The organism is Rhizobium sp. CIAT894 (assembly GCF_000172795.2).
GTDB lineage: Bacteria > Pseudomonadota > Alphaproteobacteria > Rhizobiales > Rhizobiaceae > Rhizobium.
Genome location: NZ_CP020947.1, coordinates 4004841 through 4027070 on the forward strand (window position 1 = coordinate 4004841; position 22230 = coordinate 4027070).

At 62.5% G+C, this 22230-nt stretch carries 20 protein-coding genes, 1 tRNA gene and 2 pseudogenes; 15 read left to right on the top strand and 8 right to left on the bottom strand.

Going from position 1 to position 22230, the window contains the following annotated elements; all coding sequences use genetic code 11:
- Positions 1-189 precede the first annotated feature (189 nt).
- From secA to RHEC894_RS19665, 3 genes are all read left to right on the top strand, one after another.
- On the top strand, positions 190-2907 hold the full coding sequence (gene secA / locus RHEC894_RS19655) for a preprotein translocase subunit SecA (RefSeq protein WP_085738531.1): 2718 nt from the start codon (positions 190-192) through the stop codon (positions 2905-2907).
- A gap of 179 nt (positions 2908-3086) precedes the next feature.
- Positions 3087-4502, top strand: coding sequence for an oligosaccharide flippase family protein (locus RHEC894_RS19660; RefSeq protein WP_085738532.1), 1416 nt, complete (start codon positions 3087-3089; stop codon positions 4500-4502).
- A complete protein-coding gene (locus RHEC894_RS19665; RefSeq protein ID WP_085738533.1) occupies positions 4503-5780 on the top strand; it encodes a GNAT family N-acetyltransferase in 1278 nt (425 codons plus the stop codon).
- Positions 5781-5841: 61 nt separating this feature from the next.
- On the opposite strand, the gene RHEC894_RS19670 is transcribed toward RHEC894_RS19665, so the two are convergent.
- Entirely contained in the window at positions 5842-7473 is a 1632-nt protein-coding gene (locus RHEC894_RS19670; protein ID WP_085738534.1) for an AMP-binding protein, read from the bottom strand.
- A gap of 248 nt (positions 7474-7721) precedes the next feature.
- Here RHEC894_RS19670 and RHEC894_RS19675 point away from each other — a divergent pair, with 248 nt between their 5' ends.
- Positions 7722-8702: an aldo/keto reductase gene (locus RHEC894_RS19675; RefSeq protein WP_085738535.1), complete on the top strand. Its 981-nt coding sequence runs from the start codon at positions 7722-7724 to the stop codon at positions 8700-8702.
- A gap of 59 nt (positions 8703-8761) precedes the next feature.
- Here the strand turns inward: RHEC894_RS19675 and RHEC894_RS19680 are convergent, their stop codons facing one another.
- Positions 8762-9340: a TetR/AcrR family transcriptional regulator gene (locus RHEC894_RS19680; RefSeq protein WP_010069063.1), complete on the bottom strand. Its 579-nt coding sequence runs from the start codon at positions 9338-9340 to the stop codon at positions 8762-8764.
- Between the two features lie 127 nt (positions 9341-9467).
- Here RHEC894_RS19680 and RHEC894_RS19685 point away from each other — a divergent pair, with 127 nt between their 5' ends.
- Positions 9468-10763, top strand: a complete 1296-nt coding sequence (locus RHEC894_RS19685; protein ID WP_010069064.1) for an MFS transporter — start codon at positions 9468-9470, stop codon at positions 10761-10763.
- A gap of 121 nt (positions 10764-10884) precedes the next feature.
- Positions 10885-10969: transfer RNA gene (locus RHEC894_RS19690), tRNA-Leu, on the top strand.
- A 194-nt stretch (positions 10970-11163) separates the two neighbouring features.
- Here the strand turns inward: RHEC894_RS19690 and RHEC894_RS19695 are convergent.
- Together RHEC894_RS19695 and RHEC894_RS19700 are read right to left on the bottom strand one after the other, a co-directional pair.
- Entirely contained in the window at positions 11164-11451 is a 288-nt protein-coding gene (locus tag RHEC894_RS19695) for a hypothetical protein (protein WP_085738536.1), read from the bottom strand.
- A 164-nt stretch (positions 11452-11615) separates the two neighbouring features.
- Positions 11616-11900 carry a hypothetical protein gene (locus RHEC894_RS19700; protein ID WP_085738537.1) on the bottom strand — a complete coding sequence of 95 codons (285 nt, stop codon included), beginning with the start codon at positions 11898-11900 and terminating at the stop codon, positions 11616-11618.
- Positions 11901-12112: 212 nt separating this feature from the next.
- Between RHEC894_RS19700 and RHEC894_RS19705 the strand changes: the two genes are divergently transcribed.
- Positions 12113-13861, top strand: coding sequence for a cation:proton antiporter (locus tag RHEC894_RS19705; RefSeq protein WP_085738538.1), 1749 nt, complete (start codon positions 12113-12115; stop codon positions 13859-13861).
- A 57-nt stretch (positions 13862-13918) separates the two neighbouring features.
- Here the strand turns inward: RHEC894_RS19705 and RHEC894_RS19710 are convergent, their stop codons facing one another.
- Positions 13919-14245: a hypothetical protein gene (locus tag RHEC894_RS19710; protein ID WP_085738539.1), complete on the bottom strand. Its 327-nt coding sequence runs from the start codon at positions 14243-14245 to the stop codon at positions 13919-13921.
- 215 nt (positions 14246-14460) lie between these two features.
- On the opposite strand from RHEC894_RS19710, the gene RHEC894_RS19715 reads away from it, so the two are divergent.
- Positions 14461-15051: a YqaA family protein gene (locus RHEC894_RS19715; protein WP_010068941.1), complete on the top strand. Its 591-nt coding sequence runs from the start codon at positions 14461-14463 to the stop codon at positions 15049-15051.
- Between the two features lie 120 nt (positions 15052-15171).
- Positions 15172-15687, top strand: coding sequence for a disulfide bond formation protein B (locus RHEC894_RS19720; protein WP_010068942.1), 516 nt, complete (start codon positions 15172-15174; stop codon positions 15685-15687).
- A 5-nt stretch (positions 15688-15692) separates the two neighbouring features.
- Here RHEC894_RS19720 and RHEC894_RS19725 read toward each other — a convergent pair.
- Both RHEC894_RS19725 and RHEC894_RS19730 read right to left on the bottom strand, forming a co-directional pair.
- Positions 15693-16249, bottom strand: a pseudogene (locus RHEC894_RS19725) (HNH endonuclease).
- A 111-nt stretch (positions 16250-16360) separates the two neighbouring features.
- Positions 16361-17053 (bottom strand): DNA-3-methyladenine glycosylase, encoded by a 693-nt coding sequence (locus RHEC894_RS19730; protein WP_085738540.1) that lies wholly within the window; start codon positions 17051-17053, stop codon positions 16361-16363.
- Here RHEC894_RS19730 and gluQRS point away from each other — a divergent pair.
- Positions 17052-17933, top strand: coding sequence for a tRNA glutamyl-Q(34) synthetase GluQRS (gene gluQRS / locus RHEC894_RS19735; RefSeq protein ID WP_085738541.1), 882 nt, complete (start codon positions 17052-17054; stop codon positions 17931-17933). The two genes, RHEC894_RS19730 and gluQRS, sit on opposite strands and share 2 nt — an antisense overlap.
- Here gluQRS and RHEC894_RS19740 read toward each other — a convergent pair.
- Positions 17898-18821, bottom strand: coding sequence for a YihY/virulence factor BrkB family protein (locus RHEC894_RS19740; RefSeq protein WP_085738542.1), 924 nt, complete (start codon positions 18819-18821; stop codon positions 17898-17900). The genes gluQRS and RHEC894_RS19740 overlap by 36 nt on opposite strands.
- Positions 18822-18897: 76 nt before the next feature.
- Here RHEC894_RS19740 and RHEC894_RS19745 point away from each other — a divergent pair, with 76 nt between their 5' ends.
- From RHEC894_RS19745 to RHEC894_RS19765, 5 genes and pseudogenes are all read left to right on the top strand, one after another.
- Entirely contained in the window at positions 18898-19731 is an 834-nt protein-coding gene (locus RHEC894_RS19745) for an SDR family oxidoreductase (protein ID WP_085738543.1), read from the top strand.
- A gap of 14 nt (positions 19732-19745) precedes the next feature.
- Positions 19746-19949, top strand: coding sequence for a twin transmembrane helix small protein (locus RHEC894_RS19750; RefSeq protein ID WP_010065544.1), 204 nt, complete (start codon positions 19746-19748; stop codon positions 19947-19949).
- Positions 19950-19994: 45 nt separating this feature from the next.
- Positions 19995-20153: pseudogene (locus RHEC894_RS33435) on the top strand (tRNA lysidine(34) synthetase TilS); the annotation flags it as partial.
- A 193-nt stretch (positions 20154-20346) separates the two neighbouring features.
- A complete protein-coding gene (locus RHEC894_RS19760) occupies positions 20347-21492 on the top strand; it encodes an IS4 family transposase (protein WP_010069540.1) in 1146 nt (381 codons plus the stop codon).
- Between the two features lie 146 nt (positions 21493-21638).
- Positions 21639-22217 (top strand): cob(I)yrinic acid a,c-diamide adenosyltransferase, encoded by a 579-nt coding sequence (locus RHEC894_RS19765; RefSeq protein WP_085738545.1) that lies wholly within the window; start codon positions 21639-21641, stop codon positions 22215-22217.
- The last annotated feature ends 13 nt before the right edge of the window (positions 22218-22230 follow it).

A 22230-nucleotide genomic window follows, 5' to 3' on the forward strand; every position in this document is an offset into this window, starting at 1 on the left:
TAGCCATCAGCACCGGATTGTGGCCTTTCTGTATCCGCCAAATCCGTTGACATCATTCGACCCCCCTCTTATCTGTCACGCAACCTCGCGTCCAGAACAGTTTCCGGGCGTTTTAAGGCGCGCGCCTGATTTTCGGCTGGGCCGCGAACAAGAAACGCCGGGGATGAATATTGAGAAAGGGCCAGTCATATGGTCAGCTTTGGCGGTATAGCCCGCAAGTTATTTGGGTCTTCCAACGACCGCCGCGTGCGGTCCTTCCAGCCGAACGTCGCTGCCATCAACTCTATCGAAGAGAAGACCAAGGCCCTGACGGACGAGCAGCTCGCGGCAAAGACCGCGGAGTTTCGTGCCCTGCTCGCCGAGGGCAAGACCCTCGACGACATTCTGGTGCCGGCTTTTGCCGTCGTTCGCGAAGCGTCGCGCCGCGTTCTCGGCCTGCGACCTTTTGACGTACAGCTGGTCGGCGGCATGATCCTGCATTCGAATGCGATCGCCGAGATGAAGACCGGCGAAGGCAAGACCCTCGTCGCCACCCTGCCGGTCTATCTGAACGCGCTTTCCGGCAAGGGCGTGCACGTCGTCACCGTCAACGATTACCTCGCCCAGCGCGATGCCGCGACCATGGGCCGCGTCTACGGCTTCCTCGGCATGACGACCGGCGTCATCGTCCATGGCCTCTCCGACGAGGAGCGCCACGCGGCCTATGCCTGCGACATCACTTACGCCACCAACAACGAACTCGGCTTCGATTATCTGCGCGATAACATGAAGTACGAGAAGAACCAGATGGTCCAGCGCGGCCACAATTTCGCGATCGTCGACGAAGTGGACTCGATCCTCGTCGACGAGGCGCGCACGCCGCTGATCATCTCCGGCCCGCTCGACGACCGCTCCGAACTCTATAATACGATCGACGCCTTCATTCCGATGCTGGTCCCCAGCGATTACGAGATCGATGAGAAGCAGCGCTCGGCCAACTTCTCCGAAGAGGGCACCGAGAAGCTGGAAAACCTGCTCCGCCAGGCCGGCCTCCTGAAAGGCAACGCACTCTACGACATCGAGAACGTCGCGATCGTTCACCATATCAACAACGCGCTGAAGGCCCACAAGCTCTTCCAGCGCGATAAGGACTATATCGTCCGCAACGACGAAGTCGTCATCATCGACGAGTTCACCGGCCGCATGATGCCGGGCCGCCGCTATTCGGAAGGCCAGCACCAGGCGCTCGAAGCCAAGGAAAGGGTGCGGATCCAGCCGGAAAACCAGACACTGGCCTCGATCACCTTCCAGAACTACTTCCGCATGTACGACAAGCTCGCCGGCATGACCGGCACGGCGCAGACGGAAGCGGAAGAATTCGGCAACATCTACAATCTCGACGTCGTCGAGGTCCCGACCAACCTGCCGATCAAGCGCATCGACGAGGACGACGAGGTCTATCGGACCTTCGACGAAAAGTTCAAGGCGATCATCGAGGAGATCCTCGACGCGCATAAGCGTGGCCAGCCGGTGCTTGTCGGCACCACCTCGATCGAAAAGTCGGAACTGCTCGCCGATCGCCTGCGCAAGCAGGGCTTCGACGACTTCCAGGTGCTGAATGCCCGCTACCACGAGCAGGAAGCCTATATCGTTGCCCAGGCCGGTGTGCCGGGCGCCGTGACGATCGCCACCAACATGGCCGGCCGCGGTACCGACATCCAGCTCGGCGGCAACCTCGACATGCGTATCGAGCGCGAACTCGGTGAAGTCGAAGCAGGCCCCGAGCGCGACGCCAGGGTTCAAGCGATCGTCGAGGAGATCAAGGAACTCAAACAGAAGGCGCTTGCTGCCGGCGGTCTCTACGTGATCGCCACCGAACGCCATGAAAGCCGGCGCATCGACAACCAGCTGCGCGGCCGCTCCGGCCGTCAGGGTGACCCCGGCCGCTCGAAATTCTACCTTTCGCTTCAGGACGACCTGATGCGCATCTTCGGTTCCGACCGCATGGACAGCATGCTGACCAAGCTCGGTCTCAAGGAGGGCGAGGCGATCGTCCATCCCTGGATCAACAAGGCCCTGGAGCGCGCCCAGAAGAAGGTCGAAGCCCGCAACTTCGATATCCGCAAGAACCTCCTGAAGTATGACGACGTTCTCAACGATCAGCGCAAGGTGATCTTCGAGCAGCGTCTCGAGCTGATGGAATCGACCAATATTTCCGAAACCGTTTCCGACATGCGCCGTGAGGTGATCGAGGACATGGTCGAAAAGCATATCCCCGAGCGCGCCTATGCCGAACAATGGGATGCTGTCGGCCTGAAGACCGGCGTTACCAATATTCTGAACCTCGATCTGCCGATCGAGGACTGGTTCAAGGAAGAAGGCATCGGCGAGGACGATATTCGCGAGCGCCTGACGGAAGCGACCAACGCCGCCTTCACGGAAAAGGCCGAGCGTTTCGGCGACGATATCATGCATTATGTGGAACGATCGATCGTCATGCAGACGCTCGATCATCTCTGGCGCGAGCACATCGTCAATCTCGACCATCTGCGCTCCGTCATCGGCTTCCGCGGTTACGCCCAGCGCGATCCGCTGCAGGAATACAAATCGGAAGCCTTCGAGCTGTTCACCGCGCTGCTCAACAATCTGCGCGAGGCCGTGACAGCTCAGCTGATGCGCGTCGAGCTGGTGCAGCAGGCCCCTGCCGAGCCCGAACCGCCGCTGATGCAGGCCCATCACCTGGATCCGACGACCGGCGAGGACGATTTCACCCCGGCGGTCTACCAGGCATCGGAAGTCATCGTCTCTCCCGAGAACCGCAACCCCGATGACCCGGCCACCTGGGGCAAGGTCGGCCGCAATGAGACCTGCCCTTGCGGTTCCGGCAAGAAATACAAGCATTGCCACGGCGCCTTCGAGCAGGCCTGAGGCAAGCCGCAAAGACCGCGAAAATGCCGCCTTCGGGCGGCATTTTCTTTTTGCGGCAACATCGGAAAACCGGGATGTCGGCGTCGGGCAGCAGGCCCCATCCGGAACCGTTTCTTAACCCTGTTCTGTCAAGACTTCAGGGACGATTTGCCTGACCTTTAGAGTTTTGCGTGTTCATCATGGCAGTCATAGAAACAGCGGAGAAGATGCTGCCCGCGGGTCTGCGCCCGATCGGCGGCCGTACGCTGCGCATGCTTGCGGCCGTGCTCACCGAACGCGGCGAAAAGGCGGCTGCCCAGCGCATGGCGCTGACAGCCTTTGCGATCCGCGTCCTCAGCGCGGCACTCGCCTTCGTCTCCCAGATCGTGCTTGCCCGGCTGATGGGCGAATATGAATACGGCATCTTCGTTTTCGTCTGGGTGCTGGTCGTCGTCTTCGGCGATCTCTCATGCCTCGGGTTTCACACGGCAATTGTCCGTTTCCTGCCGCAATACAGGGCAGCGGGCGCCTTCGAGGAAATCCGCGGCCTGACCGGCACGGCGCGCATATTCGCTTTGCTTTCCGGCACGGCGGTGCTCGCCGCCGGCATGCTCGGACTGCATTTTTTCGGCCATATGATCCAGGTCTATTATCTCGTCCCGATCTTCCTCGGCCTGCTCGCCATGCCGATGATCGCGCTTGGCGACATTCTGGAAGGCACGTCGCGGGCCAACCATTGGCCGGTCATGGCACTGAGCCCGGTCTATATCGTCCGCCCGATCCTCATCATCGCCTTCATGCTGATCGCCATTGCCGTCGGCGCCGAGCACACGGCCGTCACCGCCATGCAGGCAGCGCTCGTCGCGACCTTCGTCACCGCCCTTGGCCAGTATGCCGCAACGCTCTATCGCCTTCGACGTCATTATGACGAAGGCCCGCGCAAGGTGGATTTCCTCGCCTGGTTCAGCGTCGCCTTTCCGATTTTCCTGATCGAGGGCGTGAGCTTCCTGCTCACCAATTCCGATGTCGTCGTGGTCGGTATTTTCCTCGAGCCGCACGACGTCGCCATCTACTTCGCCGCTGCCAAGACGATGGCGCTGGTGCATTTCATCAATTTCTCCGTCAAGGCAGCCTCCGGCCCGCGCTTTTCCTCCATCATCGCCGAGGGCGACCATGCGCAGCTCGCGACCGCCGCCATCGACGCCGCCCGCTGGACCTTCTGGCCGGCGCTCGCTGTCGGTCTTACGGTGCTCGCCGCCGGACATCTTCTGCTGTCGCTGTTCGGCGGCGCCTTCACCTCGGGTTATCTGGTCATGGCGATCCTGCTTGCCGGCATCCTCGCCAAGGCGTTGGTCGGCCCGGCCGAAACGCTGCTGATGATGGCGGGCAAGCAGAACCTCTGCGTTGCGCTCTATGCCGGCGCCTTGGCCGCCAATGTCGGCCTCAACCTTGCTTTGATCCCGCATTACGGCATCGAAGGCACCGCGATTGCCACGGCCTCGGCCATGGCGGTCGAGGCGATGCTGCTGCATCTGGCCGTCCGCCGCACGCTCGGCATCGTCCTTTTCGCCTTCGCCAGCCCCACCGCCGCAACGCCAGAAATGAGAGTTCGATAGATGGTGCGTATTCCCCCCGTGACCGAAAGCACCGACAGCACCGCCAACCGTATGGTGCATGATCTGGCCGCGCTGAATTTCGAAGCACCGCAGGCGGAGGCACGCGCCGAGATCGGCCGGCCGGGGCGCGAGCTTTGCCTCTATCCCGGCAAGCTCGGCTATGAGCTTCAGGAAGAGCTCGACTTTCTCTCCAACCGGGCGATGGAGCCGAACGTCTTCTTTTCCGGCCGTTTCCTGGCTCCCGCAATGCCGCGGCTCGAAGACCGGCAGGTGAACTTCGCCCTGATCCGCGACCACAATGCCGGCCGCAGCCGCATGCGCTTCCTGTTGCCGTTTTCGATCGACAAGCCGGGCTTTGCCGTCGGCCCGTCGATCATCCGCGGCTGGTCGAACAGCTTCGGCCCGCTCGGCACACCGCTCGTCGACAGCGAAGATGCCGCCGAGACACTCGACAATCTCTTCGAGGGGCTGACGGCGCGCGATCTCAATCTGCCCGGCATCATGGTTCTGCCGGATCTCAGGCTGAACGGCATCTTCGTGCGCATGGTCAAGGCGGTGGCGCTCAGCCGCAATCTCCCCGTCACCGTCACCAATCCCTATTTGCGCCCGATGCTGCAGAGCGACGAAGAGGCCCCGGCCTATCTCAGCCGCACCATCTCCTCCTCGCATATGCGCGAGATGCGCCGCCAGTGGCGTCTGCTGGAGGAACAGGGAATGGCGGTCTATGCCGTCGCCCGCCAGCCGCGCGAAATCCACGTCCGCTTCGAGGAATTCCTGGCGATGGAAGCCGGCGGCTGGAAGGGCAAGCGGCGAAGCGCTCTCGTCACCGATCGCTATCATACGGCCTTCGCCCGCGAGGCGGTGTCGAACCTCGCCGCCGTCGATGCCGTGCGTGTTCACACGATCGATCTCAACGGCAAGGCGATCGCCGCCATCGTCGTGCTGATGATGGGCGGTGAGGCCTATACCTGGAAGACCGCCTATGACGAGAACTATGCCCGCTATTCGCCGGGCAAGCTCTTGATGAGCGAACTCACCGAATGGCATCTCGACGACGCCAATATCGTCCGCTCCGATTCCTGCGCCGTCTCCGACCACCCGATCATGAGCCGCTTCTGGCAGGAGCGCGAGGAGATGGGAACGCTGGTGATCGGCCTGACGCAGAACAGCGACCGCGACATGCGCCAGGTCACAGCCCAGCTCCACATGTACCGCAGCACCCGCAACATGGCGAAGATGCTGCGCGAAAAGATCATGTCGCTCGCCGGCCGAAGCTGACGCCCCTTGTTTTATGCATATCGTTCTCCCGGAACCGTTGCACACTTCCGAGCGATATGCACTAACCTTCGGCGGCCGCTTTCTCGCGCAGCAGCCGGCGGATCACCTTGCCGGTGGTGGTCAGCGGCAGGGCGTCGATGAATTCCACCTCGCGCGGATATTCGTGCATCGAAAGCCGCGTCTTCACCCACTCCCTGATGTCGGCCGCCAGCGCCTCGCTTGGATGGTGGCCGGGCGACAGCACGATATAGGCTTTGACGATTTCGGTGCGCACCACGTCCGGTTTGCCGACGGCGGCGGCGAGCTGCACAGCGGGATGGCCGATCAGGCAATCCTCGATCTCGGCCGGGCCGATGCGGTATCCCGATGAGGTGATGACGTCGTCGTCGCGGCCTTCGAAGGTGACGTAGCCCTCGTCATCCTGCCGGCCGATATCGCCGGTGAGCAGCCAGCCCTTGACGAATTTTTTCTCGGTCGCCGCCGCATCGTTCCAATAGCCGAGGAACATGACGGGATCGGGACTGGCGATGGCGATCTGGCCCGGCTCACCGGCCGGCAGCTCGTCTCCCGCATCATTGACGATCGCAACGCGATGCCCCGGCACCGCTCGGCCGATGGCGCCGGCCTTGGTGACACCATGGGCGGCGCTCGAAGCGAGTACGAAATTGCACTCCGTCTGGCCGTAGAATTCATTGACGGTGATGCCGAGCGCGCGCCGTGCCCATTCATAGGTCTCGCGGCCGAGCGCCTCTCCGGCCGAGCCGATGGTGCGCAGTACCAGATCGTATTTCGAGCGCGGATCGGAAACGGCGCGCATCAGCCGCAATGCCGTCGGCGGAATGAAGGCGTTGCGCACTCCCATCTCCGCCATGATCCGATAGGCCATGTCGGCATCGAATTTCTGCGCCGGCGACGAGACGACGGGAACGCCGAGCAGAAGGCTCGGCAGCAGCGCGTTGAGCAGCCCTCCCGCCCAGGCCCAGTCGGACGGCGTCCAGACCTTGTCGCCAGCCCGCGGAAAACCCTCATGGGCGAACTGCATGCCGGGAATATGCCCGGGCAGGACGCGGTGGCCATGCAGCGCACCCTTGGGCGGCCCCGTCGTTCCCGACGTGAAGATCATCAGCGCCGGATCGTCCGGACCGGTCTTGGCAACCTCGAAGACAGGGGAATGGCCGTCGACCAGTTCTCCGAAAGCGGCCGCATCGGCACTCGTCCCGTCGATGCTGACGACATGTTTCAGCATCGGCAGACGATCACGGATCTGCCGGATGCGCTCGAGACCGAAGCCATTGGTGACGATGGCGGCCACGCCGGCCGCCTTCAGCCGGTATTCCAGCGCCTCGACGCCGAAGAGCAGCGCCAGCGGCAGCGCGATCGCTCCGGTCTTGTAGATCGCCACATGCGCGATCACCGTCTCGAAGGATTGCGGCAAGAGCAGCGCGACCCGATCGCCGCGTTCGATCCCCAGCGAAACCAGCGCATTGGCAAAGGCCGAGGACCGGTCGGCGAGCGCGCGGTAGGTCAGACTGCGGTGATCGCCATCAGCGCTGAAATGTTCGAGACAGACGCGTTCGGGCGCCCGGGCCGCCCAGTCGTCGCTGACGGCGCGGCCGATATTGAAATCCTCGGGAATCCGCCACGAGAAATCGCGATAGAGATCGTCGTAGCGATCATGGGACGGCAGTATCATAGTCGAAATCCAATGAAATGCTGCACCAGCTAACACCTTGTGCTGCAATTGCGCAAGCGACCGGTCCTGAAGGCGATGACAGACCCGGCTTCAAAGCCCATCACGTATTGTTGTGCGCATCGCAGAACCGATTCTTCGCCGGGCGCCCTGCGACTTTGCCGGTTTCCGCGCTAGATCAGGAAAGCCGCCCCGGGGGCATTGGATTGCGGCATCGAATTGGATCATCGAATTCATCACGGAGTCGTTTCATGGAATATGCGAAATTCGGAAAGACCGGTCTGGAAGTCTCGAAGATCTGCCTGGGCTGCATGACCTTCGGCGATCCCGGCCGCGGCAATCATGCCTGGAGCCTGCGGGAGGAGGAAAGCCGGGCGATGATCCGGCAGGCGATCGATCTCGGCATCAATTTCCTCGACACCGCCAACACCTATTCCAACGGCTCCTCGGAAGAGATCGTCGGCCGCGCCATCAAGGACTTCGCCAAGCGCGAGGACATCGTGCTGGCGACGAAAGTGTTCAACCGCATGCGGCCGGGCCCGAATGGCGCCGGCCTGTCGCGCATGGCGATCTTCGACGAAATCGACAACAGCCTGCGCCGCCTCGGCACCGACTATGTCGACCTCTACCAGATCCACCGCTTCGACTACACGACGCCGATCGAGGAAACGCTGGAAGCGCTGCACGATGTCGTCAAATCGGGCAAGGCGCGTTATATCGGCGCTTCCTCCATGTATGCTTGGCAGTTCGCCAAGGCGCTCTACGTCTCCAGGCTGAACGGCTGGACCGAATTCGTCAGCATGCAGGACCACCTGAACCTGCTTTACCGCGAGGAAGAGCGCGAAATGCTGCCGCTCTGCGAGGACCAGAAGATCGCCGTCATCCCCTGGAGCCCGCTTGCCCGCGGCCGCCTGACCCGCGACTGGGACGAGGCGACGGCACGCAGCGAGACCGACGAATTCGGCAAGACGCTTTACACCCAGTCCGTCGACGCCGACCGCAGGATCGTCGAGGCCGTGGCCGCGATCGCCGAAGCCCGCGGCATCTCCCGCGCCCAGGTCGCCACCGCCTGGATCCTGCAGAAGAGCGCGGTGACCGCCCCGATCATCGGCGCTTCCAAACCGAACCACCTGACCGACGCGGTTGCCGCGCTCTCGGTCAAGCTCAGCGCCGAGGAAATCGCCGCGCTGGAAGCGCCCTACATCCCGCACGCCGTTGCCGGCTTCAAGTAGGTGCGTTCCCCTCTTCACCGACACGCGAAGAGGGGATCGAATATCTTCCGAGCCTGAGATTATCTCCGGCTTCCGGGATCGAGCTGCCGGCGCATCGTCACCAGAAACTGCTCGGCAAGCGCCCTGTCCTCGACCGCGCGGGCGAGAATGACGGCGCCCATCATCGATGACAGCGTGGTGGCGGCATTGGCGCGGCGCTCCTCTTCGCTCTCGCCGGGAACGATATCGGCGAGTGTGTCGACCAGCACCGACAGCCCATCGCTGAACACTGCCCGAACGGCGCCGCGGCTGCGGCTCACCTCCTGGATCAGCGTCGCAAAGACGCAGCTGCCGCCCGGATCGTCGACCGTGCGCCAGTGGATATAATGGTCGAGAAGCGATTCCAGCGGCCGGTCGGGAGAATTGGCGATATGCTCCTTCCAGCGCGTTTCGACCTTGTCGATCAGCTTGCGGCTGACCTCCAGCGCCAGGTCGTCCTTCGAGCCGAAATGACCGTAGAAGCCGCCATGCGTCAGCCCCGCCGCCTTCATGATGTCGGCGACGCCCACCCCGTCGAAACCGTTCTCGCGAAAGAGCACGCCGGCAACGCTCAGGATTTTCTCTCGGTTTTCGGCAAATTTCTCGCGGCTGACCCGCATTTTCATCTCCAGAAATAGTCGCTTGACAAAATATATGACGTCCATCATGAATAAGCAACAAATATGATGAACATCATGTAAATCAGGCCTCTATTCTCCCGAACCCGAATCCAACGGAATTTCGCCCATGGTCTCCACAGCCCTTGCCTCTACCCTTGCCCGGCGCAACATCCACTACGGCTGGGTCGTTGTTGCCGCGACCTTCCTCACCATGCTGGTGACAGCCGGCGCCATGGGCGCACCCGGTGTCCTCATCAAGCCGCTGCAGGACGAGTTCGGCTGGGAGACCTCGCAGATCTCCTCGGCGCTGGCGATCCGCCTGATCCTGTTCGGCTTCATGGGCCCCTTCGCAGCCGCCTTCATGAATTATTTCGGCGTGCGCAAGGTCATCGTCTTCGCGCTCGCCCTGATCGGTGCCGGCTTCGTCGGTTCGCTCTTCATGACCAGGCTTTGGCATCTGCTGGCGCTCTGGGGCATCGTCGTCGGCTTCGGCACCGGCCTGACGGCCATGGTGCTGGCGGCGACGGTCTCCACCCGCTGGTTCACCAAGCATCGCGGCCTCGTCGTCGGCATGCTTTCGGCGAGCTCGGCCACCGGCCAGCTGGTCTTTCTGCCGCTGATGGCCGAACTGACGGAGCGCTACGGCTGGCGATCGACGGTATTTTTCGTCTGCGCCATGATCATGGTCGCAGCTTTTGCCGTCCTTGCCTTCATGCGGGATCGCCCGGCCGACCTCAACCTGCCCTCGCTCGGCGAAACCGATGTAACGCCGCCGCCGGCAAGCACCTCCCTCGGCACCGCGCTGATGACGCCGATCACCGTGCTCAGGGAAATCTCGAAAACCTCGACCTTCTGGATCCTGTTTGCCACTTTCTTCATCTGCGGCCTCAGCACCAACGGCCTGATCCAGACCCATTTCGTCACCCTCTGCGGCGATTTCGGCATCGTGCCGGTGGCCGCCGCCAGCGTGCTGGCCGTCATGGGCATCTTCGATTTCTTCGGCACCATCGGCTCCGGCTGGCTGTCCGACCGCTTCGACAACCGCTGGCTGCTGTTCTTCTATTACGGCTTTCGCGGCCTCTCGCTGCTCTACCTGCCCTTCAGCGATTTCAGCTTTTACGGCCTCTCCATCTTCGCCATCTTCTACGGCCTCGACTGGATCGCCACCGTGCCGCCGACCGTCAAGATCGCCGCCGACCGCTTCGGCCGTGAAAAGGCCGGCCTCGTCTTCGGTTGGGTCTTTGCCGGCCATCAGCTGGGCGCCGCCACCGCCGCCTATGGCGCCGGCCTCTCGCGCACCGAGCTTTCGAGCTACCTGCCCGCCTTCTTCGTCGCCGGCGCCTTCTGCCTGCTGGCCTCGATCCTGGCGATCACACTGAAGAAATCCGGCCTGAGCGCCCCGGCGCCTGCTGGCGCCCATTGACATTGGAAAGCGCCCGGCCTCGAAACGAGGCCGGATCTCTCTACCGGATCAGTCTGATAACTTCGCTTGCCCGTCTTGCATCTGCGGCCGCCCGCATGTTAGACAGCCGCCCGTATCCGTTGCCCCATTGGCGGAATTGGTAGACGCGCTCGACTCAAAATCGAGTTTCGAAAGAAGTGCTGGTTCGACCCCGGCATGGGGCACCAGCCTTCGCTCTATGAGCTTCGGCTCGGCAAGCCGAAGCTCATAGAGCGAAGGCTGTCGCGCCGCAGTTCCGTTAGGAACGAAGGCGGACCGGTTTAGACAGTGCTCCGGCCACTAAAACCGTCATCCCGAATACGTTCGTCCGCGCCTCCGCATCGACAAGACGCGGAAGCACGGACCGAATTCACATCCGAAACTACTTGTTCTTCAGCAGCCACATCTTGCCGGCCATGGTGATGCCGTAGACGTCTTTTGCGCCGTCGTCATCCAGGTGCCGCCGCTCGAGGAAACCCGGCTCCTTCAGCTCGCCCAGCGTCTTGGCAGTGACCGATTTGATTTTCTGCGGCCGTTCTTTCCAACGGTCGTTCTTTGCATAAGTCACTGTCGCGTTCTGATGCGTCCATTTATTGGCTGGCTGAGGGTAAAGGTCTCCATCCCTGGCGAGTTTCAGTGCGGCGATCTGGGACGGCGTAAGTTCAATCATCGTGGAAAATCCTGTGCAGGCGGTATTTGCGCTGGGAGTGCGCTTCTACCAAAGGCGTGCTCATAACACCGACGGACGACTTTCACCACTGCATTGAGAGATTGGCGCAGGAAAGGCGAAACCCGGCTCTTGGGAACCGGGTTTCGTCTGTCGTGCATTTCCGATTAATCGCAGCGGCGAACCGTCCTGGTGACCTCGCCTTCGTCGGTCTGGCGGGTGACGCTTCTGGTTTCGCAGCCGCTGTCGCGATAGCGGCGGTGCTCGCGTTCGCGCACCGCACCGAAAGTGACGCCACGCTCGCTGATGGTGATGCCGGGCCGGACCCGCTCATGACGATAGCCATCGTCATAGGAACGTTCCCTGACATAGACGCTGTCGGCCAGGGCAGGCGCTGCAAACGAGCAGGCGGCAAGGGCCGCCACAGTACAGTTGAGGATGATCTTCCGCATGTCGTTTCTCCTTTCTTGATGAAAGGGCAACGACAAAAGACCCAAGTGGTTCCAACAGCGCCGAGCGCGCAGCCACGCGGCAGGCGACGGCAGACTATACCTTCGTCTCAACAGCAGGACTCGGAACGACCGACGCCCGCCATCCAAATCACCTGTTTAATTTTGCGCGCGCTTCGTCCAAAGTGGCCGCCGCTAAAGAAGAGAGGCCGGACGTGCATCAGGAAGTAGGACTCATCGCGACGGTTGCCGTCAGTTTCGTTTTCGCGGCGATTCTCGGCTATGGTGCCGATCGGCTCCGGCTGCCGCCGCTCGTCGGCTACCTCTTGGCCGGCATCCTGATGGGGCCGTTCACGCCGGGCTTCGTCGCCGATACCGCTCTTGCCGGCCAGCTCGCCGAAATGGGCGTCATCCTTCTGATGTTCGGCGTCGGCCTACATTTTTCCGCCTCCGACCTGCTTGCCGTGCGCGGCATCGCCGTGCCGGGCGCGATCGGACGCATCATTCTCGCCACGCTGCTGGGCATCGGCCTTTGCAAACTCTGGGGCTGGAGCCTCGGCGCCGGCATCGTCCTGGGCCTCAGCCTGTCGGTCGCCAGCACCGTCGTTCTGCTGAAGGCGCTGGAGGAGCGCAATCTCGTCAACGCCCCCAGCGGACGCGTTGCCGTCGGCTGGCTGATCGTCGAGGATCTGGTGATGGTGCTGGCGCTGGTGCTGCTGCCGGCGCTCGCCGAGCTTCTGGGCGGCAACGCCGCCGCGACCACAAACCACGGCCTCGGCGAGCTGCCGCTGGTGCTGACGATTGGCCTCACGCTGTTGAAGGTGGCGGCTTTCGCCGCCATGGCGATCTTCCTCGGTCCCCGCATCGTGCCCTGGCTGCTGACGATGATCGCCCGCACCGGCTCGCGTGAGCTGTTCACGCTGACGGTGCTCGCGATCGCGCTCGGCATCGCCTTCGGCTCGGCGGCGATCTTCGGCGTTTCCTTTGCGCTCGGCGCTTTTTTTGCCGGCGTCGTCATGAGCGAATCCCAGCTCAGCCACCGGGCGGCGGCCGATTCGCTGCCGCTGCAGAACGCCTTCTCCGTGCTGTTCTTCGTCTCCGTCGGCATGCTCTTCGACCCGTCGATCCTGGTGCGCCAGCCGCTGGCGGTGATCGGCGCGCTGGCGCTCGTCATCCTCGGCAAGGGCATCATCACCTTCGCGCTCGTCATATTGCTGCGATATCCGATCGGCCTGGGGCTGACATTGGCCGGCGGCCTTGCCCAGATCGGCGAATTTTCCTTCATCCTCGCCGGCCTCGGCGTGTCGCTTAAGCTTCTGCCGCATGAGGGCCAGGATCTGATCCTGGCCGCCGCCATCCTGTCGATCACGCTCAACCCGATCGTCATTCTCACGACCGACGGATTGAAGAAATACGCCCATTCGACATGGCCCTCGCTCTTCGAAAACTACGGCAGAAAGAGGCAGAAGACACTCGGCAAGGAACTGGAAAAGATCAGGGCGCTCGGCGAGGAACGCGAGCGCCAGCATCAGTTGAAGATGCAGCAGCTGATCGAAACCTTCCCGCTGTTCTCTCAGGTCAGCGAGGACGCGCAGGAGGAGCTGCTGTTGCTCTTCAAGGCGAAGTCCGCCCCTCCAGGCGAACGCGTCATTCGCCGCGGCGACCGCGGCGACAGTATGTACTTCATCTCGTCGGGAGCGGTGGAGGTGCGGCTTGCCAGCGGCGCGATCCGGCTGGAACCAGGCGCGTTCTTCGGCGAAATGGCGCTTCTCACCGGCGGACGGCGCACCGCCGACGTCATCGCCGTCGATTTCTGCCAGTTCGAGGTGCTCGAGCGGCGCGACTTCAACATGTTCATGTCACACCATCCCAATCTGCGCGCCGCCGTCAGCGAGATGGCCCAGAAGCGTACGGAGATGAACGTCCTGCGTCAGCAGTGGGAAAAGTCGATGGATCTGTCCTGAATCGCAAGCCGCGATGAGATTGGATCCCCCCGCGGCCAACCGGTTGCGGTGAAAGCCTCAACGCGCCGGCCAATAGCCATCGGAGCGGAAATCCTCGGGGATCGGGTCGAGCCGGGACAAGGCTTCCGCGGCGAAATCGATCTGCAGCGACAGGTGCTTGAGAGCCGCCAGCATCGGCATGCCGGTCGCAAATTCCCGGATTCGCGACAGATGACAGCCGCTTTCGCTGAGCCGCCGCGCCGCCTCCTGGCGCACATCCTCCGGGCTAGGCCTGCCGCTCTCTTCGGCCTGGACATTCATTGGCACGGCCCGCCCAAGCCCGCCTTCGATCACTTTGAACATTCTTTTGCCACCCTGCACGTCGACCCAATTCAGCTGGAGCATGGTCTCGTCCGAAAACCGCCCACACTTTTCGGCATCATGCTCTGCAGCTTGCCGCAGAATGGCCGATTCGCAATCTCGTGAAATCTTGGGAGAGGCATCGATCCCTCGCATCACGAAAATTTTTGGATGGCGGCGGCACGAAGGACACGGGCGAGCATTTACAGCGCCGCCCATGGCCCCTAAAGCTTTTTGCACCGCAACAGGAAGGGAACGGAATGCTCCGCAGACTTTACGACTGGACCATGTCTCTGGCCGCGCGCAAATCGGCCGAAGTCTGGCTCGCCGTCATCGCCTTCGTCGAAAGCTCCGTCTTTCTCGTCCCCGCCGATGTGCTGTTCCTGCCGATGGCGCTTGCCAAGCCGGAGCGCTCCTATCGCTACGCCCTGATCGCGACCGTCGCCTCCGTGCTCGGCGGCATCGCCGGCTGGGCGCTCGGCTTTTACGCCTATGAGACGGTGGCGCGACCAATTCTCGAATTCTACGGCAAGGTCGACGCCTTCGAGCAGATGAAGGCCGGCGTCACCTACGAATGGATCCTGCTGCTGCTCGTCACCTCGGGTATCGCGCATCTGCCGCCGATCAAGGTCGTGACCATTCTGTCCGGCGTCATCCACGTCAATCTGGCGCTTTTCGTTGTCTCGGCGATTATCGCGCGCGGCGCGCGCTTCCTGTTTCTCGCCTGGCTGCTGCGCCGCTACGGCGAGCCGATCCGGGATTTCGTCGAGAAGCGCCTCGGCCAGCTCGTCGGCATCGGTGCCGGCGCCGCGATCCTGCTATACGTCGGCTACCGCTCTTTCGCTCACTAAAGCGCGTCGCGATCTTTCAGATTCGCTCCTCGCGCTTTAGGTTTTTGTTTTTACGCATGTCGTTATTCGCTGCACACTTTTGCGCGACATGCTTTAGGCCCACCTTCGCGGAGTTCCGCCATGACTGTCACTTCTTCGCCGCTTGCCCGCCCCGGCTTTATCTATTCCATATTGCTCGCCATCGGCATGGCGGCGGCGGTCGGCACGGCGCTCGGTTTCCAATATATCGGCGGCTATATTCCCTGCGCGCTCTGCCTGCTGCAGCGCCAGCCTTATTATTACGCCATCCCGATCGCCATCCTCGCCGCCATCTCCGAACTCGTCGGCCTGCCGAACTGGATCACCCGCGCGCTCATTCTCGCCGCCGGCATCCTGATGCTGGTCACGGCGGGCATGGGCGTCTACCACGCCGGCGTCGAATGGCATTTCTGGCCGGGCCCCGCCACCTGCTCGACGACCGCAAACAGCATGACCAGCAATGCCGGCGATCTGCTCACCGAACTCAATACGATCAAGGGCCCGTCCTGCACCGATGCGGCGCTGAGGGTGCTCGGCCTGTCTTTTGCGGGCTGGAACGTGATCGCGGGAATTCTGCTCGCAGCCTTCGCCTTCGCAGGCGTCCGCAAATCGGCGTGAACTGATCAGGGCTGCAGTTCGGTATCCCAGTAGAGATAGTCGAGCCAGCTGTCGTGCAGATAGTTCGGCGGGAACAGCCGGCCGTTATTGTGCAGATCCTGCACCGTCGGCTGATAGGGCTTCTGCGATGGGAACATGCTGCCTGCTTGGGAAGCTTGCTGCCCTTGCGCAGGTTGCAAGGCGAACAGGCCGCCACGACATTCTCCCAGGTCGTCTCGCCGCCATGGGCGCGCGGGATGACGTGGTCGAAGGTCAGGTCGTCATGGGCGCCGCAATACTGGCATTCGAACCGGTCGCGCAGGAAGACGTTGAACCGGGTGAAAGCCGGATTGCGGGACGGCTGAACGTAAGTCTTCAGGCACACGACGCTCGGAAGCCGCATCGAGAAGCTCGGTGAGGAAACCGAATGCTCATATTCTGCGATGATGTTCACACGGTCGAGGAATACCGCCTTGATCGCGTCCTGCCAGGACCACAGCGACAAGGGGTAATAACTCAGCGGCCGGTAGTCAGCGTTCAGAACGAGCGCTGGCAGGGCCTGGGGGGAGACTGCAATCGTCAAGGGACTCTCCTGATCGATTCGGCATCTGCACCTGTATATTAGGCCGGTTGTTACAGGATTGTGAAGTCCAATAAATTCAGAGGATAAAGGCAATTTGAAGAGGGGTGCCGATCAGGCGGTCGGCACCATGTCGCGGCGGGTTTTCGCGGCGTAATAGGCCCAGAAAAGCCGTGCCGCCACGGAGCGCCACGGCGACCAGGCAAGCGCCTGCGCGGCAAGCGCCTTTGCCTGCGGCCGGGCCGCGAGACCGAATGCCGCACCGACGGCATTCTGCAGCGCGACATCGCCGGCCGGAAAGACATCGGCATGGCCGCCGCAGAACATCAGATAGACCTCCGCCGTCCACGGACCGACGCCCTTGAGCGCCGTCAGTTCGCCAAGCGCTTCGTCAGGCGGCTTCAGGCAGAGCCCGGAAAGATCGAGCCGGCCGGAGGCGACGGCGTCGGCGATCCGCGACAGGGTTTCGGCCTTGGCGCGCGACAGCCCGAATTCCCGCCAAGCCTCGGCGTGAAGCAGCACGTAGCCTTCGGCGGTCAGCAGGCCGTCTGCCGGCAGCATCCGCCGCCAGATCGCCTCGGCGCTGGCGCGCGATACCATCTGCGAGACGATGATATGGGCAAGGCCGGCAAAACCGGGTTCACGCAGCCGCAACGGAAGCGGTCCGATATCCCTGGCGATCGGCGCAAGGCGCGGATCGAGGCCAAGCAGCGCCTCCAGCCCCCGACTGACGTCGTCGTCGTTGCGGATGATCTGCACATAGCCTCCCAGTGGTTCGAAACTCAAATCCGTGGCAAAAGAAAGCATGATCACGAGTGAGCGTCAAAAACCTGTATTTCGTTTTGCGCCGAGTCCGAACGGACAGTTGCATCTCGGCCATGCGCTCTCGGCCCTCTTGAACCGTGACATGGCAGAGGCCGCGCATGGCCGCCTGCTGCTGCGCATCGAGGATATCGACCAGACGCGCTGCACGCCCGAATTCGAGGCCGGCATCCTCAGGGATCTCGACTGGCTGGGGATTGATTGGGAAAGTCCGGTACGGCGCCAGTCGGAACATTTCCCCGAATATCAGGCGGCGCTGCACGCGCTGATCGAGCGCGGCCTGGTCTATCCGGCCTTCCTGACCCGCGGCGAGGTGAAGGCGCGCGTCGCCGCCTATGAGGCGGCCGGTGCCCCCTGGCCGCGCGATCCGGACGGCACGCCGCATTATCCCGCCGACGATCGCAAGCGCCCGGAAGAGGAATGGCGGGAGATACTGGCCTCGGGGAAGAGGCATGCCTGGCGGCTCGATATGCGCAAGGCGCTGGACCGGATCGGCGAGCTGCTGTTCTGGACGGAAACCGGCGACGGCAGATCGGGCGAGATCGCCGCCGAGCCCGAAGTCTGGGGCGATGTCATCCTGTCGCGCTCGGACGCCCCGTCGAGCTATCATCTGTCGGTGGTCGTCGACGATGCGCTGCAGGGTGTCAGCCATGTTGTGCGCGGCTTCGACCTTTTCCCGGCGACATCGGTGCACCGGCTGCTGCAGGTGCTGCTCGACCTGCCGCAGCCCCTCTATCACCATCACCGCCTGATTCTCGATGCGAGCGGCCGCAAACTTTCGAAGAGCGAAGGCGACAGCGGGCTTGGGGAACTGCGCGCCAGCGGCCTGTCAGGGGCCGATATTCGCCGTCTTGTCGGGCTCTGACCGCCTTTCGACACGCTGCCTGCCGACGATGGACAGCGTATGGGAGAACATCCGGAAGACGCGGAATTTGATCAGCGCCGCGTTGATCTCCGCGCCGATGATGAAGATGACGCCAACCATGTAGAGGAAGATCAGCACGATCATGACGGAGGCGAGACCGGCATAGGTGGCGGTATAATTGGCGAAGGTCGCCAGATAATAGGCAAAGATCAGCGCCCCGGCCAGCCAGAGCAGCAGTGTCAGCAGCACGCCCGGAATGACGTCGAAGACCCGCCGCTTGCCGGCCGGCAGCCACAGATGCACGACCAGCAGCCCGACGGTCAGCACGACAAGCGTGCCGTAGATGCGCCAGCTGAAGACGACGTCGAGCGTATCGGCAAACAACGGAAGCCACTTCCTGGCATAATCGAGCGCCAGCGGCACGGCGACCAGCAGGATGCTGATCGCGGCAAAGATGATGACCGCGATCAGCACGTAGCCGAGGCTGGCGAGGCGGGTGAAATACCACGGCCGCGTTTCCTGCACCCGATAGGCACGGTTGAGCGAGATACGCAGCGCCTCGACGCCGTTCGAGGCGAAATAGGCGGCCGCCAGCACCGAGATCGTCAGCAGCCCGCCGCGCTGAATGGTCAGCACCTGCAGTACCTGGTCGGCGAGCGGCTTGGCGATCGCCTCCGGCCAGGTGTCGAAGATCAGGTGGATGGCGGTCGAGGAGAACTGATCGGCGCCGAGAAAGCTGGCGAGTGCCGTGCCGAAGATCAGAAAGGGGAAAACCGCAAGCAGGCTCGACAGCGCCACGTGGCTCGCCATGGCGAAACCGTCATCCTCGACCATATGACAGATCGCGTCGTAGACCACGTCGTAGATCGTGCGCAGCACCTTCGGCATTCCGTCTCCGGCTTTCCAGATTGTATCCTCTGGCCGAATATGGGAAACGAGTCCCAGTTTGTACAGGAATCATTCCATGGCGGGAGAGCGCACCATCGTCGTTACCGGATGCTCGTCCGGGATCGGCGCTCATTGCGCCCGGGCGCTGAAAGCCGATGGCTGGCGCGTCTTCGCGACGGTGCGCAAAACCGAGGATCTGGCGAGCCTGGAAGCCGACGGCATCGAAGCCTTCCTGATGGACTATGCCAGGACCGAGACGATTTCCGAACTGGTCGACAGCGTCATGAAACGCAGCGGCGGCCGCATCGACGCGCTCTTCAACAACGGCGCCTACGGTCAGCCGGGCGCCGTCGAGGATCTTTCGACAGCAGCGCTGCGCGCCCAGTTCGAGGCGAATTTCTTCGGCTGGCACGAACTGACGCGGCAGGTCATTCCGGCGATGCGCAGACGCGGCGAGGGACGGATCGTCCAATGCTCGTCGATCCTCGGCGTCGTGCCTTATCGCTACCGCGGCGCCTATACCGCTTCCAAATTCGCGCTCGAAGGCCTCAGCATCACTTTGCGCATGGAACTGCAGGGCAGCGGCATCCATGTGAGCCTGATCGAGCCAGGGCCGATCGCCACGCGTTTCACCGCCAATGCACTCGCCAAGATCAGGGAGCATATCGACGTCCGGAATTCACCGCACGCGGCCGACTATGTCAGGCAACTGGCAAGGCTCGACGGATCGGGGCCGGTCAACCGACACAAGCTTGGCCCGGAGGCGGTCTATTCCGTCTTGAAACACGCATTGAACTCGAAAAATCCAAGACCACATTATCCTGTAACGACGCCGGCTAAACAGGGCATGATCCTGAAGCGGCTGCTTCCGGCAGACCTCTTCTACCGCCTGATGCGCTGGACGGACTGAGAAAGCTGAATGCCATGTCCACGGTCACCTATATCCTTGCGATCATCGTCATGGGCGCCGTCGCCCTCGTCCTGATCCGCGGCCTCTTCAACATGATGAAGGGCGGCGACGCCAACCGTTCCAACAAGCTGATGCAGCTTCGCGTCCTGCTGCAGGCCATCGCCGTCATCCTGATCATGGTGACGCTCTGGCTGACCGGCGGCGGCCGGCCGACGTGAGGAACCGTGGGAGGGGTATTTTTTATGATGAACGCCGAAACACCCTCCCTCATTCCTGTGCTCGTCACAGGAATCCAGCCACCGCGCGTCCGCGCGGTGAATAACAAAATCCGACGTTCAAAAGAGTCGCCCGCGCGCAAAGACTTGCGCGCACTGGATTCCTGTGACGAGCACAGGAATGAGGGAGGTGAGGGAAGCGGCTTGAGGAAACACCCCTACGCGGTGTGTGTCAGTATGCCTGGGCGAGTTTGGCGAAAAGGCCAATCCCACCCTCCGTCATCCTCGGGCTTGACCCACTGCTGTCCGGTTTAAATTTAGTGGACATGGTGCACGGTGTTGATTCTACTCGTATTCGAGCGTTTCGCGACGATCTCGGACACGAAATAGGAGCAACACCGTGCGGCATGACAATAGCGTCTTTCATGATCTGTTGAAGCGGATTCCGTGGACGATCTTCGAAAGACTTGTGGAGGAGCATCAGGCCGACAAGCATGTTCGGCGGCTGTCGACGAAGAGCCAGTTGATCGCCCTGCTTTACGGCCAGCTTGCCGGTGCCGTCAGCCTGCGCGAGATCGTCGGGTCCCTGGAAAGCCATAGTGCCCGCCTTTACCATCTCGGCGCTCGCCCGGTGTCGCGCTCGACTTTCGCCGATGCCAACGGCCTGCGTCCGAGCGCCGTTTTTACCGAGTTGTTTACGCAGATGCTGGCCCGCGCCGGGCGCGGCCTCAAGCGGGCCATCGGCGAGGCGGTCTATCTGATCGACGGCAGCAGTCTGCCACTTTCCGGGGCGGGATCGCAGTGGGCCCGCTTTTCCGATCAGGCCTGCGGCGCCAAGATGCACGTCGTCTATGATGCCAATGCCGAACGGCCGATCTATGCGGCCGTCACCGCGGCCAATGTCAACGACATCACCGCCGCCAAGGAGATGCCGATCGAGGCGGGCGCCACCTATGTCTTCGATCTCGGCTATTACGATTTCGGCTGGTGGGCGAAGCTGGATGCCGCCGGCTGCCGCATCGTCACCCGCCTCAAGTCCCATACGAAACTGACAGCGAGCGCCGAGCAGGCGGTCAACGAGGATGCCGGCATCCTGTTCGACCGCATCGGCCTGTTGCCGCAGCGCCAGGCCAGGAGCCGCCGCAATCCGATGAACCGGCCGGTGCGCGAGATCGGCGTGCGGATCGAAACCGGCAAGATATTGCGCATCTTCTCCAACGATCTTACCGCCCCGGCCGAGGAGATCGCCGCACTTTACAAGCGCCGCTGGGCGATCGAACTGTTCTTCCGCTGGGTCAAGCAGACGCTGAAAATCCGCCATTTCCTCGGCAACAGCGAAAATGCAGTGCGCATCCAGGTGGCCGTCGCTCTGATCGCCTATCTGCTGCTGCAGATGGCAAAGGCCGACCAGGCCACCATCATAAGCCCGCTGGCCTTCGCCCGCCTGGTGCGCACCAACCTGATGCACCGCAAAAGGATCGACCGCCTGCTAAAACCACGCAACAACCCTCCCGGAAATCCCGGCCAGATGAGCCTCCAATGGTGACACAATTTAAACCGGACAGCAGTGGGCTTGACCCGAGGATCCATCCCCGTAGCCGCTGATGGATGCGGTGTGGATGCTCGGGTCAAGCCCGAGCATGACGGAGGTAGGGGTGATGCGACAATCCTCCCACCCACCGGCGGTGCAACATGGTGAAACTCAACAAGATCTACACCAAAACCGGCGATGACGGCACGACCGGGCTGGTGTCCGGCCCACGCCGGACAAAGGACGATCTGCGCGTGGAAGCCTATGGCACGATCGACGAGGCCAATTCCGCGATCGGCCTGGCGCGGCTGCACACATCAGGCTTGCCCGAGCTCGACGCCATGCTGGTGTCGATCCAGAACGATCTCTTCGATCTCGGCGCCGATCTCGCCACGCCTGATACCGGCGAGACGCCGGCCTACGAACCGCTGCGGATCGTCGAGACCCAGGTCGACCGCGTCGAACGCGATATCGATCAGTTGAACGCCGGTCTCGAGCCGCTGAAATCCTTCATCCTCCCGGGCGGCAGCCCGGCTGCCGCATATCTGCATCTTGCCCGCACGATTGCCCGGCGCGCCGAACGTCTGATGGTGGCGCTTGCCCGCAGCGACGGCGAAATCGTCAGCGAGCCGGCCAGGAAATACGTCAACCGGCTCTCGGATTTCCTCTTCGTCGCGGCGCGCCATGCAAATGACGGGGGCCAAGCAGATGTGCTTTGGGTTCCCGGAAAAAACAGATAGGTTCGCCGCGACG

Coding starts and splice junctions, on each gene's coding strand:
- RHEC894_RS19680 (WP_010069063.1), bottom strand. CDS start 9,340: ATGCGGGTCAGCCGCGAGAAATTTGCCGAAAACCGAGAGAAAATCCTG.
- RHEC894_RS19660 (WP_085738532.1), top strand. CDS start 3,087: ATGGCAGTCATAGAAACAGCGGAGAAGATGCTGCCCGCGGGTCTGCGC.
- RHEC894_RS19715 (WP_010068941.1), top strand. CDS start 14,461: ATGCTCCGCAGACTTTACGACTGGACCATGTCTCTGGCCGCGCGCAAA.
- gluQRS (WP_085738541.1), top strand. CDS start 17,052: ATGATCACGAGTGAGCGTCAAAAACCTGTATTTCGTTTTGCGCCGAGT.
- RHEC894_RS19665 (WP_085738533.1), top strand. CDS start 4,503: ATGGTGCGTATTCCCCCCGTGACCGAAAGCACCGACAGCACCGCCAAC.
- RHEC894_RS19670 (WP_085738534.1), bottom strand. CDS start 7,473: ATGATACTGCCGTCCCATGATCGCTACGACGATCTCTATCGCGATTTC.
- RHEC894_RS19750 (WP_010065544.1), top strand. CDS start 19,746: ATGTCCACGGTCACCTATATCCTTGCGATCATCGTCATGGGCGCCGTC.
- secA (WP_085738531.1), top strand. CDS start 190: ATGGTCAGCTTTGGCGGTATAGCCCGCAAGTTATTTGGGTCTTCCAAC.
- RHEC894_RS19700 (WP_085738537.1), bottom strand. CDS start 11,900: ATGCGGAAGATCATCCTCAACTGTACTGTGGCGGCCCTTGCCGCCTGC.
- RHEC894_RS19685 (WP_010069064.1), top strand. CDS start 9,468: ATGGTCTCCACAGCCCTTGCCTCTACCCTTGCCCGGCGCAACATCCAC.
- RHEC894_RS19740 (WP_085738542.1), bottom strand. CDS start 18,821: ATGCCGAAGGTGCTGCGCACGATCTACGACGTGGTCTACGACGCGATC.
- RHEC894_RS19745 (WP_085738543.1), top strand. CDS start 18,898: ATGGCGGGAGAGCGCACCATCGTCGTTACCGGATGCTCGTCCGGGATC.
- RHEC894_RS19730 (WP_085738540.1), bottom strand. CDS start 17,053: ATGCTTTCTTTTGCCACGGATTTGAGTTTCGAACCACTGGGAGGCTAT.
- RHEC894_RS19720 (WP_010068942.1), top strand. CDS start 15,172: ATGACTGTCACTTCTTCGCCGCTTGCCCGCCCCGGCTTTATCTATTCC.
- RHEC894_RS19710 (WP_085738539.1), bottom strand. CDS start 14,245: ATGCTCCAGCTGAATTGGGTCGACGTGCAGGGTGGCAAAAGAATGTTC.
- RHEC894_RS19765 (WP_085738545.1), top strand. CDS start 21,639: ATGGTGAAACTCAACAAGATCTACACCAAAACCGGCGATGACGGCACG.
- RHEC894_RS19675 (WP_085738535.1), top strand. CDS start 7,722: ATGGAATATGCGAAATTCGGAAAGACCGGTCTGGAAGTCTCGAAGATC.
- RHEC894_RS19695 (WP_085738536.1), bottom strand. CDS start 11,451: ATGATTGAACTTACGCCGTCCCAGATCGCCGCACTGAAACTCGCCAGG.